Consider the following 15,264-nt stretch of genomic DNA (forward strand, 5'->3'; position numbering starts at 1 on the left):
ATGTGTACAACATGCGGCTGTGGCGAAGGCAACCTCTATATTGAAGGAGACGAACGAAACCCGCATTCCGCGTTCCGCAGCGCCCCCTTCGCGCCCGCCCCACGCCAGACGATGACCATCACCGGTGTCAAAACCGACCACTTCGCCCCCACCCGCACGCCAGAGGGCGACCTGCATTACGGCCACGGCGAAGCGGGTACCCACGCCCCGGGGCAGAGCCAGCGGCGAATGCTGGAAGTGGAGATCGACGTGCTGGATAAAAACAACCGCCTGGCGGCACGCAACCGCGCACGCTTCGCAGCAAAACAGCAGCTGGTGCTAAATCTGGTTTCCAGCCCCGGCTCCGGCAAAACCACCCTGCTCACCGAAACCCTCACCCGGCTGAAAGGACGCGCCGACTGTGCGGTGATTGAAGGCGATCAGCAAACGGTCAATGACGCTGCCCGCATTCGCGCCACCGGCACCCCGGCGATTCAGGTCAATACCGGGAAAGGCTGCCATCTCGACGCCCAGATGATCGCCGACGCCGCCCCGCGCCTGCCGCTGGCTGACCGCGGCATTCTGTTTATCGAAAACGTCGGCAACCTGGTCTGCCCGGCCAGCTTTGATCTCGGCGAGCGCCATAAGGTGGCGGTGCTGTCGGTCACCGAAGGCGAAGACAAACCGCTGAAGTATCCGCATATGTTCGCCGCCGCCAGCCTGATGCTGCTCAACAAAGTCGACCTGCTGCCGTATCTCAATTTCGACGTTGAGCGGTGCCTGGCCTGCGCCCGCGAGGTCAATCCGCATATTGAAATTATTCTTGTCTCCGCCACCAGCGGCGAAGGCATGGAGCAGTGGCTCACCTGGCTGGAGACGCAGCGATGTGCATAGGCATTCCGGGACAAATTTGCGCCATCGACGGCGTGCTGGCGAAGGTGGAAGTTTGCGGTATTCAGCGCGACGTCGACCTGACGCTGGTCGGCGCCGTAGATGAGCAGGGCCAGCCGCGGCTCGGCCAGTGGGTGCTGGTGCACGTCGGCTTCGCCATGAGCGTCATTAATGAAGCCGAAGCCCGCGACACCCTCGAGGCGCTGCAAAATATGTTTGACGTGGAGCCGGACGTCGGCGCGCTGCTGTACGGCGAGGAGCGATAATGCGTTACGTAGATGAATACCGCGCCCCCGAACAGGTGATGCAGCTGGTGGCCCATCTTCAGCAGCGTGCTCGTCTGCTGCCGCACACCGCCGCGCGACCGCTGCGCATCATGGAGGTCTGCGGCGGCCATACCCATGCCATTTTTAAATTCGGGCTCGACCAGCTGTTGCCGGAGAACATCGAATTTATTCATGGGCCCGGCTGCCCGGTGTGCGTCCTGCCGATGGGGCGCATCGACGCCTGCATTGAGATTGCCAGCCGCCCGGGAGTGATCTTCTGCACCTTCGGCGACGCCATGCGCGTGCCGGGTAAAAACGGCTCGCTTCTGCAGGCGAAAGCCCGCGGCGCCGATGTCCGCATCGTTTACTCGCCGATGGACGCTCTGCGGCTGGCGCAGCAAAATCCGCAGCGCGAGGTGGTCTTTTTTGGTCTTGGTTTCGAAACCACCATGCCCGCTACCGCCCTGACCCTGCGTCAGGCGCGAGAGCGCAACGTCGATAACTTCTACTTTTTCTGCCAGCACATCACCCTGCTGCCGACCCTGCGCAGCCTGCTGGACCAGCCGGAGAACGGAATCGACGCCTTTCTCGCCCCGGGCCACGTCAGTATGGTGATCGGCACCGAGGCCTACGGCTTTATCGCCAGCGACTATCACCGTCCTTTAGTGGTCGCCGGTTTCGAACCGCTTGATCTACTGCAAGGCGCGGTGATGCTGGTTGAGCAGACAATAGCGCAGCGCAGCGATGTGGAAAATCAGTACCGTCGCGTGGTGCCGGATGCCGGCAACCCGCTGGCGCAGGCGGCGATGGCCGACGTCTTCCGCCTGGATGGCGACAGCGAATGGCGCGGCCTGGGGGTCATCAGCGACTCCGGCGTGCAGCTTACGCCAGCCTATCAGCGCTTCGATGCCGAGGCGCATTTTCGCCCGGCGCCGCAGCGCGTGTGCGACGACCCGCGCGCCCGCTGCGGCGAGGTGCTGACCGGCCGCTGTAAACCGCACCAGTGCCCGCTCTTCGCCAGCACCTGCAATCCGCAAAGCGCCTTTGGCGCGCTAATGGTCTCCTCTGAAGGGGCCTGCGCCGCCTGGTATCAATATCGCAGTCAGGAAAATGAAGTATGAAAAGCGTCCAGTTAGCCCACGGTAGCGGGGGACAGGCAATGCAGCAGCTGATCGGCGACCTGTTTATGCAGGCCTTCGCCAACCCCTGGCTGGCGGAGCAGGAGGATCAGGCGCGCCTCGATCTGGCGGCGCTCGCCGCCCAGGGGGACCGCCTCGCCTTCTCCACCGACAGCTACGTGATTGACCCGCTGTTCTTTCCCGGCGGCAATATCGGCAAGCTGGCCGTCTGCGGTACCGCCAACGATGTGGCGGTCAGCGGCGCCATCCCGCGCTATCTTTCCTGCGGCTTTATTCTCGAAGAGGGGCTGGAGATGGCCACCCTGGAAGCGGTGGTCGCCAGCATGGCCGACACCGCCCGGGCGGCAGGGATCGCCATCGTCACCGGCGACACTAAAGTGGTGCCGCGCGGCGCGGCGGATAAGCTGTTTATTAACACCGCCGGCATCGGCGCCATCCCGGCGGACGTTCGCTGGGGGACGCAGCAGATTAGCGCCGGTGATGTGCTGCTGGTCAGCGGCACGCTGGGGGATCATGGCGCCACCATCCTTAACCTGCGCGAGCAGATGGGGCTGGACGGCGCGCTGTCCAGCGACTGCGCGGTGCTGACGCCGCTTATCCAGACCCTGCGCCCGCTGAGCGGAGTGAAAGCCCTGCGCGACGCCACCCGCGGCGGGGTTAACGCGGTCGCCCATGAGTTCGCCGCCGCCAGCGGCTGCGGCATCGAACTGCAGGAGGCAACGCTGCCGGTCAACGACACGGTGCGCGGCGTCTGCGAGCTGCTTGGTCTGGACGCCCTGAACTTCGCCAATGAAGGCAAGCTGGTGCTCGCCGTCGCCCGCGACGAGGCGGAAAACGTGCTGGCGCATTTGCGGTCTCACGCGTTAGGACGCGATGCGGCGATAATCGGCGAAGTGGTCGCCCGCCCGGGCGTACGTTCCGTTGGGCTGTACGGCGTGAAGCGGACGCTCGATCTTCCCCACGCCGAACCGCTGCCGAGAATTTGTTAACGACGGCGTCGGGTCCCGGATAGCGGCTGGCGCCTTATCCGGGCTACAAAACTGCGCGCATATGTAGCCCGGCTAAGCGCAGCGCGAGCCGGGAAAAAGCCAGCGTAATTATTTTGCCCAAACCAGCGGGCGCCCATGGATGGGTTAAAGCGGCAATAACCGCTTTATTAACATACTATTATTTGTACCATCATTTTCTTATGCGCCGCGTTGTCGGCGCGTTTTGGACGTAAGCAATGTCGTATACACCGATGAGCGATCTCGGCCAGCAGGGGCTGTTCGATATCACCCGGCTTTTATTACAGCAGCCCGATCTGGCCGCGCTAAGCGAAACCCTGACCCGTCTGGTGCAACAGTCCGCGCTGGCCGATGAGGCGGCCATCATCCTGTGGAACGCGGGTAATCACCGCGCGGCCAGGTACGCCTGCGATGAGGCCGGCCATCCGGTAAGCTACGAGGATGAAACCGTCCTGGCCCACGGTCCGGTGCGTCGCTTACTCTCCCGGCCGGATGCCCTGCATTGCGATCATGAAACCTTTGCTGACACCTGGCCGCAGCTTATCCGCAGCGGACTGTATCGTCCGTTCGGATACTATTCGCTGCTGCCGCTGGCGGCGGACGGGCGGATCTTCGGCGGCTGCGAATTCCTCCGCCGTGACAACCGGCCGTGGAGCGAGAAAGAGTTCCAGCGGCTGCATACCTTCGCGCAGATCGTCGCCGTCGTCACCGAACAGATTCAGAACCGGGTCAGCAATAACGTCGATTACGATCTGCTGTGCCACGAGCGCGACAACTTTCGCATCCTGGTGGCGATCACCAACGCGGTGCTCTCGCGACTGGATATCGACGAGCTGGTCAGCGAGGTGGCGAAAGAGATCCATCGCTACTTCCGGATCGACGCCATCAGCGTGGTGCTGCGCAGCGACCGCAAGGGGAAGCTCAACATCTATTCCACGCATTATCTTGACGCCAGCCACCCGGTTCACGACCAGAGCGAGGTGGATGAAGCCGGTACCCTCACCGAGCGCGTGTTCAAAAGCAAAGAGATGCTGCTGCTTAATCTGCACGAACATGACACTCTCGCGCCGTATGAGAAAATGCTCTTCGAGATGTGGGGCAATAAGATCCAGACCCTGTGCCTGCTGCCGCTGATGTCCGGCAATACCCTGCTCGGGGTGCTTAAGCTGGCGCAGTGCGACGAACAGGTCTTCACCACCACCAATCTCAAGCTGCTGCGGCAGATCGCCGAGCGGGTGTCGATCGCTATCGATAACGCCCTCGCCTACCGCGAAATTCAGCGCCTGAAAGAGCGGCTGGTGGATGAGAACCTCGCGCTCACCGAGCAGCTCAATAATGTCGAGAGCGAATTCGGCGAGATTATCGGCCGCAGCGAGGCGATGAACAATGTGCTCAAGCAGGTAGAGATGGTGGCGCAGAGCGACAGCACCGTGCTGATCCTCGGCGAAACCGGCACCGGCAAAGAGCTTATCGCCCGCGCTATCCACAACCTCAGCGGACGCAACGGTCGGCGGATGGTGAAGATGAACTGCGCGGCGATGCCCGCCGGGCTGCTGGAGAGCGATCTGTTCGGCCACGAACGCGGCGCGTTCACCGGGGCCAGCGCCCAGCGTATCGGCCGCTTCGAACTGGCGGACAAAAGCTCCCTGTTCCTCGATGAAGTGGGCGATATGCCGCTGGAACTGCAGCCCAAACTGCTGCGCGTCCTCCAGGAGCAGGAGTTCGAACGTCTGGGGAGCAACAAGCTGATTCAGACCGACGTTCGATTGATCGCCGCCACCAACCGCGATCTCAAGCAGATGGTTATCGACAGGGAATTCCGCAGCGATCTCTACTACCGGCTCAACGTGTTCCCGATCCATCTGCCGCCGCTGCGTGAACGTCCCGACGATATCCCGCTGCTGGTGAAGGCGTTTACCTTTAAAATCGCCCGCCGCATGGGGCGCAATATCGACAGCATTCCGGCGGAAACCCTGCGTACTCTGACGCGTATGGAGTGGCCGGGCAACGTGCGCGAGCTGGAAAACGTTATCGAACGGGCGGTATTGCTCACCCGCGGCAACGTACTGCAGCTCTCCCTGCCGGAGCGGGATATCGTGGAAGCCCCGCGGACGCCGGCGGTCCTGCCTGAGGAAGGTGAGGATGAATATCAGCTGATCGTCCGGGTGCTGAAGGAGAGCAACGGCGTGGTGGCCGGGCCGAAAGGCGCCGCCCAGCGGCTGGGGCTCAAGCGCACCACGCTCCTGTCACGCATGAAGCGGCTGGGTATTAATAAAGACGAACTGGTGTAACCTCGCGCGCTCCCCCTTTCCGCGCCGGTGAGAGGGAGCGCTGGCGCAGCGCGCTATTTATCGCTGGTAAAACCGTTGCTGGTCGCCAGTTCGGCAAACCACAGCGCATTGCGTTTTATCTGTCGCTCGCCGGTCTCCAGATCCAGTCGCCAGAAGCCGTAGCGCCGTTTGAAGGCATTGATCCACGACCAGTTGTCGATAAACGTCCACTGGTGCACGCCAAAGCAGTTCGCGCCGTCGGCTATCGCCCGATGCAGCTGCACCAGATGCTCCTCCATCAGCTGGATGCGGAAAGTATCGTCTATCACCCCGTCCGCCCCGGGCTCGCCCTCTGATTGTCGATCCATCGCGATGCCGATTTCCGCGAGATACCACTTAATATTGCCGTAGTTATCGCGAATATTGGCGGCAATGTCATAGATCGCCTGCGGCAGGATCTCGTTGTTATCACGATAAGGGTTAAAGCGGCCCTGCGGGTTCACCGCGTTTTCGAAATAGTATTCCGGGGTGAAATAATCGAGGTCATATTCGCTCTCACGCGCTTTTACCCGCCGCGGCACGTAATAGTTTACCCCAAGAAAATCGATATCCGCGCTGAGGATCAACGCCGCGTCGTCTTTGCTGGTCGTCGGCAGGCAGTCGTGGGCGGCAAGGATCTCGCACAGCGCTTTGGGGAATTCATGTTTTACCAGCGGGTCAAGGAAGCTGCGGTTAAAAAACAGGTCGGCATACCCGGCGGCTTTTTTATCCGCGTCGCTGTCGGTGAGGGTATAGCTCGGGGTCAGGTTGAGCACCACGCCGATCTCGCCCGCCAGCGCCAGTTCACGATAAGCCGTTACCGCTTTGGCGTGCGCCAGCATAATGTTAAACGCCACCTGCGCCGCCAGCCGGCCATCTTTCTTACATGGATAGTGGAAGTCGTACAGGTAGCCTCCCTCAACCGGCACAATCGGCTCGTTGAAGGTTATCCAGTATTTAACCTTATGGCCAAACAGGCTAAAGGCGGTGCGGGCAAAGCGGGCAAACAGCTCGGCTACGTGCGCCGATTCAAAGCCGCCGTACTGTTTCTGCAGCGCTTCCGGCATATCAAAGTGGTAGAGATTGATCATCGGCTCAATGCCGTTAGCGATCATCTCATCCAGATAGGCGTGATAAAAACGCACCGCGTCCGGGTCCGGCGCGCCGGTTTCCAAATCAGCGATCAGTCGTGACCACTGTATCGAGGTACGAAATGAGTTGAAGCCGGTCTGTTTCATCAGCGCTACGTCCTGCGGATACTGATGATAAGTATCACACACGGTCTGCGGCCCTACCTGCTGATAAAATCGCTCCGGCTGTTCGGCAAACCAACTGTCCCAGATGGAACGATGGCGCTTATTGGTGACCCCTTCCGTTTGCGGGCCGGACGCCGCCGCCCCCCACAGGAACCCTTGCGGAAACTGATACTGCTGCATAACCTCTCCTTCGAAAAAAGGCTGCGCCCGTCTGGCGCAGCCTGAACGTACTACTCAGCGACCACTTCGATCGATTTAATGAACATATAGCCCCAGTCGCCGGCGAAGCGGCCGAAGTCAATCTGATTAGTCCCGGCTTTAAGCGTCACCGGTATCCGCAGCTGCTGGCCCTGCTCATCCGTCTGCGGGAAGGCCACGGTCTGCGGAGCGCCCCCGTTGACGACAAATGAGTTCTGCTTACCGCCCCATTTGCCGTTGAAGGTTACATTGAGCAGGAACTGACCGCTCCACGGCGCCTGCACCTGCCAGCTGACCTTATCCCCCTCGTTGGCAAATGGGCCGAGGAAGCCGTCCTCGCCAACTGTCAGCGCGTCTTTATCACTCTTCATCACCGTCAGCCGCCCCTCAGCCACGCCATAAACTTCGCCGTGATAACGACAGAAATCCGCTGGCGCTTTCCCCGCCGCCTCGCCCACCGTCACGGTCACGGTTTTGCTGCTTTTCAACAGCCCATCGTCCGCCGTGAACGTCAGCGCATAGGTACCTGGCGTCGTAAACCAGGCCCGGGTTTGAGCCCGATCGGCATGGCAGAAATGCACCTGGCCATCGCCGGCGTGCTGCCAGCCCACCTTAACCTCTCGCGACGGCAGGCCATCGTCCTGCCAGCTGGCCGTAAGCTCGACGCCCTGGTCCTGCGTGGTGGTTAGGGCCGGTTCCAGCGTGACAACCGGTGGCTGATTCTCCTCGCTATGCTGCACGCTAATCACATTGGAAGGGGCCGAACGACCACTCTCGTTTTTCGCCGTCACCCGGTAGTAATACGTGTGCCCGAGCTGAAGCTGACGATAATCGTCGCGGAACAGAACCATGGTTTCCGGATTCCATTCGTTAACGCCATCGGAGATATCCCGGCCCACCACCGTCCACGGCCCGGTCGGTGAGGCGGCGCGTTCGACATCGTAGCTGCGTCCTACCGCAGCGCCCATCCAGTTGATCGCGAAGGGCGAGGTGGTTTCGCGCAGCAAAGGCGCGTCCGGCTTCGGCAGCGGTGCCATCGTCTGCTGCCCGGCCATCTGCGCCGCGGCGGTGCGCACCAGATCGACCACCGCCTGCTCCTGGTTCGCTTCGCCTTCTTTGGCAAACCCCGGCAGGTGGTAGCTGTAGTGCCCGGTCGACTCCTTATGCCAGTAGAAGCCGCCGTCGTGACGATGGCCGCGGAAGCCCCAGATAAGCCCGCCGGCGGCTTGCGCCCCGTTGACCTCGCTGTGAACAATTGACTGCATAATGGCGTTCAGTTGATCCGCCGGCAGCAGGCCAAACTCGCCGACGAGATAGACTTTTTGCCCGCCGACGGCGCGCAGATCCTGCGTCACCTGCCCGGGATGGTTATTATCGGCATTGGTGTAATAGTGATTGCTGACGATATCCACATTGGGGTCGGTCAGCGCAAAGGAATTGATTTTCTTATAGGTACCATCCACCACCAGCTGATGAGGGGCCCATTTTTTTAATCCACGCCGCGGTCTGATGCAGGAAATCGGCGTTGGTATCCTCCAGCTCGTTACCGGTTTCCCAGGCCATGATCGCCTTTTCATCATAATAGGCGCGGCCGGTGACGGTATTTGTCCGGGTGATGACCTGGCGGATCACATCCAGATAGGCTTTGAAGGTCTTGCTATCGGTCCGATAAAAGTCTTCCGCTTTTTCATGATAGAACGCCGCAAGCTGCTCGCGCCCGCCCCACCACCACCAGTGGTCGATAAACGGCAGGATCAGACGCAATCCCTGTTTATCCGCTTCGGCAATCATGTTGTCATACACCCGCATGGCTTTCTCATTCAGCCGCGGCATGCCGTCCGCCGTTTCCGGCGCCAGAATATGGGTCTCACGCCCGCAGGCCTTATCAAATTCCTGCTGCACCGACAGCACGTAGACGCGCTGGGCTTTCGCCCAGGTTTGCACCATCGCCTGGATCCAGTTTTGCTGCTCCTGGGCCGTTGGCCATTTAAAGTATTGCCCCCAGCCGCGCGGATCTGCCCTGCAGGGGCCGCGGGCGTCGTCTTCAATGCGGTGTAGCTCCGGCGCGTGGATCCCGGCGAAACGAAACACCTTGTCGCCGTCCTTGAGGGTGGCGCCGTCGCGAGTGATAAAGTGCGTAAAGTGCGAGCGCTCGGCGGCCAGCGCCCCGCCGGCCCCCAGCGCGGACAGCAGCCCCATCAGCAGCAGGTTTTTCATCGGCTTCATCGTTGTCTCTCCTTAGAACCAGACCTCGGCCTGTACGCCGAAGTTAACGGTGTCGGTAGAGCCACTGCGGGAATACCCGCCGGCGGTGATGGTATTGGTATCCCAGTTGTAGTTACCGTCTAATGCATCGGAGACACCTTTATCCCACTTCGCGTAGGTGACGAAGAAGCGCAGCTGCGGACGCGCCCAGAAACCGGAGTCAAAGGTCAGCGTTGGCGCAACGGTGACTTTGGTCAGGCCGCCTTTGCCTTTGCCGTTTACTCCTTTGTAGTTTTTGTCATCCAGGTATTCGTAGCCCAGCTCGTACTGCATGGCAAAGTTGCGGGTGATCTGATGATAAGGGCGGATACCAGCGACCCACATCGAGCGTCCCCAGCCATTTTCATCTTCTGTCCACCAGCGGTAGTTTTTATCTTTCTGCCAGAAAGCGAAGGTCGAGATCTCCAGATCGCCCATCGAGGCCACGCTATCCAGCACCACTCGCCAGGACTGGGTGTTTTCCAGGTTGGCCCAGCCCCAGCCGTTTTTACCCAGCGAGTCACCCGCCGCCAGCCCTTTCCCGTACTGCAATGCGAGGCGGGAGTATCCTCCGGTCAGACCATAGAAGCCGTCAAAGTTATAAATACCGGTCACGCCATAGCCCTTCTCGGCGGAAGTCGGATGGTTTTCGTTACGGTTCATGTGGTGGCCGATCAGCTCCAGATCGAAGCCTGTCCCCGCGATCTTTTTCAGCCACAGGTTGAGGGAATAGTCATCCGGGTAGCCCTGATCTCCCTTATCCACCGGGTAGGCTTTGGTTTCATCGGTGGGTGAAAAGGCGTACACCCCGGCGTCGAAGCGGGCGAAGCCGAGATCCATGTTATCGAAGCCGCCGCCGGTGCCGTTGTACTGAATGTACTCCCAGTCGAACTGATGGCTGGAGGTGTTGGAGCTGCTGTAGCGCTTACCGGCCCAGAAGGTCATCTCCGGCGCAAAATCCAGATTGCTCAGCTCGGCGAACCCTTCACGAAACTGTACGTCATGGCCATCGTCATCCTGACAGTTCCAGTCGGAGGTGCATTTCGACTGGTGAGTGAGGTTGGCCTGCACTTTCGCCACCACGCCGCTGTCCGCCGTCAGCGTCACGGTGGGGATCAGTTCGATCTTGGTGTCTTCTTCGTTGCCCAGTCGCCACTTACCGTCTGGCATCAGGCCGACGGAGTCCGCGCGGTTGCCATCGGAGTTCGCCAGGATCCCGGAGCGGATATAGCCATGCAGCGCAAAATCATACTTCGGATCGGCGCAGGCCGGGCTGCTGGCCCCTGCCAGCGAGAGGAGAGCCAGAGGTATTGAGTGTTTCAGCTTTATCATTATTTTTTCCCACGTTATGTTTGTTAACACGAACCGATAACGGAGGGGAAATTTACGGATCAAAAACGGAAATGTACATCCACTTACGGAAAGCGCTTTCCATAATTGCCTATCTGGTTCACAAAATTAGCTCTGCGGCGAATATATTCGTGAGACTGATCGCATAAAATTACAAGAATGCCGCCGGAGGATAAGCCGCCGACGGCGAGAGGATCAGCGTTCGGTTTCCGCGAGCTGACGTTCGTACACTTTGAAGAAGGGGCGATAGAGCATCCAGGCGTTAAACATCGCGAACAGGCTCATGCACAAATTTTTCCAGCTGCCGTTCGCCGACCATGCTGCCCCCAGCGGGGAAGGCATCGACCATGGCAGCATCGCCACCGCGCGGTCGAGGATACCCAGCTGAGTTAAATACCATGCGATACAGGCATTTATCAGCGGAACAAAGAGAAACGGCAGTAAAAAAACCGGGTTCATGATCACCGGAAAACCAAACAGTATTGGCTCGTTGATATTAAACAGCGACGGCAGCAGGCCAATCTTGGCCACGCTTTTCAGCTGCCGCGAGCGGCTGCGCATCGCCATCAGCACCAGCGGCAAAGTGGAGCCAATACCGCCGATCAGCAGGTAAAAATCCCAGAACCCCTGCAGATAAATATGCGGCAGCGTTGGCGAACCCGCCGCCAGCGCCTGCTGATTTTCAAACAAATAGGTCATCCAGAAGGGGTTCATGATCCCGGTGATGATCAGCGCGCCGTGGATACCGATAAACCAGAGTAAGTTACAGATAAATAAAGAGATAAGTACCGCCATCAGCGTGTCAGACGCCAGCACCAGCGGCCGCACCGCTTCGCTGATCAACTCCGGTACGATGCGTCCGGTGGTCTGCAGCAGTATGGCATTCATCACGCTTATCGACAGCATCACCACCAGCAGCGGGATCAGCAGTTGAAAGCCATTGCGGGTCATCAGCGGCACTTCATCAGGCAAGCGAATGCACCAGCCTTTTTTGTAGAAAAAGCGAATTATCTCAATGGAATAGGTGCTGGATATCAGGGCGGTAAATATCCCCATACCGCCGAGATAAACATTGCTCACCGCAGTCTCGCGAAAGCCGATAAACAGCAGAAAAGCCAGACACCCGGTTAAACCGCAGAGCCGTTCCGGCAGACGGTACTGCTTGGCGAGACTGGCGCTGGCGCCGAAGGCGACAATCAGCGCCACCAGGCCAATAGTTAGCTGAAAGGTCGGCAGCAGGATAGGCCGCAGCAGCAAATAGACCTGGCCGAAACGCGAGGCGCCGTCGATGGAAACGGGCGGAAACAAAATGGGAACTAACAGGCTGCCAACAATCACAAAGGGCATAGCCAGCGCAAAGCTATCGCGCATCGCCGTAATGTGGTTGTTGCGCGTCAGAACGTTCGCCAGCGGCGCCAGCCGCTGCTCGATGATGTCCACGGCCACATTCATTAACTGAATGTTCATACTCCTACCTTTGCGAATGGTTGTCTCGCCGGGATGATCGCCCACAACACCGGAAAGTGAAAGCCTGCCATAGGTGATCATGGTCACAATTAATAAATCCACAAACGGAAAGCGCTTTCCGTAATGCATCCATTTTGACTATAGTCCGCTCATCCAACCTCATCAGGAGCGGTAATTATGAAAAAAATTATGTTGTGTTGTTCGGCAGGCATGTCCACCAGCCTGCTGATGAAAAAAATGATTGCGGAAGCCGAACAGCGGGGCCTGCCGGTAGAGATCAACGCCTATGGCGTAGCGGAGTTTGCCGAACAGGTCGGCCATTATCAGGTGGTGCTGCTGGGGCCGCAGGTGAAATACATGCAGCAGGACCTGCAAAAACAGGCGGATAAATACGGTATCCGCGTCGAACCCATCAATATGATGGACTACGGCATGCAAAAAGGCGCCGCGGTCCTTGATTTCGCCCTTTCCCTTATCGAAAACAAGAACTAAGGAAAGATCATGAGCTCTCTGTACGCTAAACTGATCTACGTGATCGAACGGCAGATCACGCCTATGGCCGGCGCGATCGGCCAGCAAAAATATGTCACCTCGATCCGCGATGGCTTTATCACTGCCCTGCCCTTTATGATCGTCGGCTCGTTTTTGCTGGTGTTTATCTTTCCCCCCTTCTCACCCGACACCACCTGGGGATTCGCCCGCGCCTGGCTGCAATTTTCGCTCGATCATCGCGATGCGCTGATGCTGCCGTTCAACTTCAGCATGGGGGTGATGACCCTGTTTATCGCCGTCGGGATCGCCGCCAGCCTCGCCAAACACCATCATCTGGACTCGCTGACCGCCGGGATGCTGTCGCTGATGTCGTTTCTGCTGGTAGCCGCGCCGCTGAAAGATGGCCAGATCTCTACTGCCTACTTCTCCGGTCAGGGGATCTTTACCGCCATTCTGGTGGCCATCTATTCCACCGAGCTGTACGCCTTCCTCAAACGGCATAACATCACCATTCGCCTGCCGCCGGAAGTGCCTGCCGGGGTGGCGCGCTCGTTTGAAATCCTGATCCCGGTGCTGGCGATCATTCTGACGCTGCATCCGCTGAACCTGTTTATCGAAGCCCAGCTGGGGATGATCATTCCGGAAGCGATCATGTCGCTGGTGAAGCCGCTGGTCGCGGCTTCCGATACGCTGCCGGCGATCCTGCTGTCAGTGCTGGTCTGTCAGGTGCTGTGGTTCGCCGGGATCCACGGCGCGCTGATCGTCACCGGGATCATGAACCCGTTCTGGATGGCCAACCTGTCGGTCAATCAGGCGGCAATGGCGGCAGGTACTGCTATCCCGCACATTTATGTGCAGGGCTTCTGGGATCACTATCTGCTGATCGGCGGCGTCGGATCCACCCTGCCGCTGGCGCTGATGCTGTTGCGCAGCAAGGCCGTGCATCTGCGGACGATCGGCCGGATGGGGGTCGTGCCTGGGGTCTTCAATATTAACGAACCGATTCTGTTCGGCGCGCCGATCATCATGAACCCGCTGTTTTTCCTGCCGTTCGTGCTGGTGCCGATGGTCAACGCGACCCTGGCGTACTTTGCGCTGAAGCTGGACCTGGTCAGCCGCGTAGTGTCGATGACGCCGTGGACAACGCCGGCCCCCATCGGCGCCTCATGGGCGGCGAACTGGAGCTTTAGCCCGGTGATCCTGTGCCTCATCTGTATGGCCACCGCCATGGTGATGTACCTGCCATTTCTCAAAGCTTACGAAAAACAGCTGCTGGCCCAGGAGCGTGAAAACGCCGTCGGCCAGGCTGACAACGCGGCGCAAACCGCTTAACGCTAACGATTCAGAGGATAATCATGGAATTAGAAGAACAGGTGATGGGGATCATCATCAACGCCGGTCAGTCACGCAGCCTGTGCTACGAAGCGCTGCACGCCGCCAAAGCGGGTGATTTCGCCACCGCCGACGCCAAAATGCAGGAAGCGGCCCACTATTCCCGCGAGGCGCACCTTGTGCAGACCCAGCTTATCGAAGCTGACGAAGGCGAGGGAAAAACCAAAATGACGCTGGTGATGGTCCATGCTCAGGATCACCTGATGACCTCCATTCTGGCGAAAGAGCTGATTGCCGAACTGATAGCGATTTACCGCGCGCAACCGCTTCACGCCTAGCGCCTTGCCCGGCCAGGCGCGCTGGCCGGGTCTGATTCCCCGAGGTCACTATGTTACATCTTGGAATAGATATTGGCGGCACCAAAATGGAAGCCGTACTGCTGGATCCGGCGGGCGAATGCGTTCAGCGTCTGCGCCGGCCGACCCACAAAGAGAGCTATGACGCCTTTATGCGTCAGCTGCTAACCCTTATTGCCGATATGCGTGCGGTCAGCCCGCAGCCGTTCACCCTGGGGCTCGGCCTGCCCGGGGCTATCGATCCGCAAAGTGAGCGTATTAAAAACTGCAACTGCCTGGTGCTCAACGGCCACGATCTGCGCCGGGATATCATGCAGCAGCTTGGCCAGCCGGTGTGGATGGCAAACGATGCCGACTGCTTCACCCTTTCGGAGGCGGTGGATGGCGCCGGCGCCGGGGCCACCACCGTCTTCGGGGTGATTATCGGTACCGGCTGCGGCGGCGGGATTGCCGTTCATCAACAGCTGCTCAGCGGCCCCAACGCTATCGCCGGTGAATGGGGGCATAATCCGCTGCCGGGCTATACTCCTGAGCGCGATGGCCCGCCGCAGCCCTGCTACTGCGGCAAAACAAACTGCATCGAAAGCTTTCTCTCCGGCACCGGCTTCGCCCGCCGCTATGGGGAACAGGCGCGTGCGGAAGCCATTATCGCCGCGGCGCAAAACGGCGATCCGCGCGCACTGGCCCACTGGCGCCATTTTATCGACGCCTTTGCCCGCAGCCTGGCGTCGGTGATCAATATTCTCGACCCGCAGGTGATTGTGCTGGGCGGCGGTCTGTCCAACGTCAGCCAGATCTATCGCGATCTGCCTGCCGCCATCGTGCCGTGGATCTTCTCCGACAGCTGTCGCACGCAGATCAAACCGGCCCGCTTCGGCGACGCCAGCGGCGTGCGCGGCGCGGCCTGGCTGCCCCGGCTGGCCAGCGCTGCGGACGGGCGGCGGTAGACACTTTTTTCAGCAGGTATGTTAAGCTAGG

Annotated in this window: 12 protein-coding genes and 1 pseudogene; 9 read left to right on the top strand and 4 right to left on the bottom strand. The window is 59.6% G+C overall.

All coding sequences use genetic code 11. The features are described from left to right. From hypB to flhA, 5 genes are all read left to right on the top strand, one after another. A complete protein-coding gene (gene hypB / locus HMPREF1024_RS14805) occupies nt 1-873 on the top strand; it encodes a hydrogenase nickel incorporation protein HypB (RefSeq protein WP_004181043.1) in 873 nt (290 codons plus the stop codon). Next, the gene (locus tag HMPREF1024_RS14800; RefSeq protein ID WP_002914934.1) at nt 864-1,136 is read left to right on the top strand and encodes a HypC/HybG/HupF family hydrogenase formation chaperone; all 273 of its coding nucleotides are present in this window, start codon (nt 864-866) and stop codon (nt 1,134-1,136) included. Before hypB ends, HMPREF1024_RS14800 begins: the two co-directional genes overlap by 10 nt. Beyond that, nucleotides 1,136-2,257, top strand: a complete 1,122-nt coding sequence (gene hypD / locus HMPREF1024_RS14795) for a hydrogenase formation protein HypD (RefSeq protein ID WP_004145781.1) — start codon at nt 1,136-1,138, stop codon at nt 2,255-2,257. The genes HMPREF1024_RS14800 and hypD overlap by 1 nt, the downstream gene beginning before the upstream one ends. Further along, nucleotides 2,254-3,264 carry a hydrogenase expression/formation protein HypE gene (gene hypE, locus HMPREF1024_RS14790; RefSeq protein ID WP_009308481.1) on the top strand — a complete coding sequence of 337 codons (1,011 nt, stop codon included), beginning with the start codon at nt 2,254-2,256 and terminating at the stop codon, nt 3,262-3,264. The genes hypD and hypE overlap by 4 nt, the downstream gene beginning before the upstream one ends. A gap of 236 nt (nt 3,265-3,500) precedes the next feature. Beyond that, nucleotides 3,501-5,573 (top strand): formate hydrogenlyase transcriptional activator FlhA, encoded by a 2,073-nt coding sequence (gene flhA / locus HMPREF1024_RS14785; protein WP_004185384.1) that lies wholly within the window; start codon nt 3,501-3,503, stop codon nt 5,571-5,573. Nucleotides 5,574-5,626: 53 nt separating this feature from the next. Here the strand turns inward: flhA and HMPREF1024_RS14780 are convergent, their stop codons facing one another. From HMPREF1024_RS14780 to HMPREF1024_RS14770, 4 genes and pseudogenes are all read right to left on the bottom strand, one after another. Further along, nucleotides 5,627-7,027 carry a glycoside hydrolase family 1 protein gene (locus HMPREF1024_RS14780; protein WP_002914970.1) on the bottom strand — a complete coding sequence of 467 codons (1,401 nt, stop codon included), beginning with the start codon at nt 7,025-7,027 and terminating at the stop codon, nt 5,627-5,629. A 50-nt stretch (nt 7,028-7,077) separates the two neighbouring features. Then, nucleotides 7,078-9,271, bottom strand: a pseudogene (locus HMPREF1024_RS0126425) (CBM35 domain-containing protein). 12 nt (nt 9,272-9,283) lie between these two features. Continuing rightward, nucleotides 9,284-10,621, bottom strand: coding sequence for a carbohydrate porin (locus HMPREF1024_RS14775; protein ID WP_002914972.1), 1,338 nt, complete (start codon nt 10,619-10,621; stop codon nt 9,284-9,286). Nucleotides 10,622-10,834: 213 nt separating this feature from the next. Further along, nucleotides 10,835-12,106 carry a PTS sugar transporter subunit IIC gene (locus HMPREF1024_RS14770; protein WP_004151052.1) on the bottom strand — a complete coding sequence of 424 codons (1,272 nt, stop codon included), beginning with the start codon at nt 12,104-12,106 and terminating at the stop codon, nt 10,835-10,837. 177 nt (nt 12,107-12,283) lie between these two features. On the opposite strand from HMPREF1024_RS14770, the gene HMPREF1024_RS14765 reads away from it, so the two are divergent. From HMPREF1024_RS14765 to HMPREF1024_RS14750, 4 genes are read left to right on the top strand one after another with little or no spacing between them, the layout of a single operon-like run. Then, on the top strand, nt 12,284-12,598 hold the full coding sequence (locus HMPREF1024_RS14765) for a PTS sugar transporter subunit IIB (protein WP_002914979.1): 315 nt from the start codon (nt 12,284-12,286) through the stop codon (nt 12,596-12,598). Nucleotides 12,599-12,607: 9 nt separating this feature from the next. Further along, nucleotides 12,608-13,930, top strand: a complete 1,323-nt coding sequence (locus tag HMPREF1024_RS14760) for a PTS cellobiose transporter subunit IIC (protein ID WP_009308484.1) — start codon at nt 12,608-12,610, stop codon at nt 13,928-13,930. Between the two features lie 23 nt (nt 13,931-13,953). After that, the gene (locus tag HMPREF1024_RS14755) at nt 13,954-14,268 is read left to right on the top strand and encodes a PTS lactose/cellobiose transporter subunit IIA (protein WP_002914983.1); all 315 of its coding nucleotides are present in this window, start codon (nt 13,954-13,956) and stop codon (nt 14,266-14,268) included. 50 nt (nt 14,269-14,318) lie between these two features. Beyond that, nucleotides 14,319-15,233, top strand: coding sequence for an ROK family protein (locus HMPREF1024_RS14750; protein ID WP_009308485.1), 915 nt, complete (start codon nt 14,319-14,321; stop codon nt 15,231-15,233). Nucleotides 15,234-15,264 lie beyond the last annotated feature (31 nt).

Origin of the sequence: Klebsiella sp. 4_1_44FAA (genome assembly GCF_000238715.1) — a bacterium.
Lineage (GTDB): Bacteria > Pseudomonadota > Gammaproteobacteria > Enterobacterales > Enterobacteriaceae > Klebsiella > Klebsiella pneumoniae.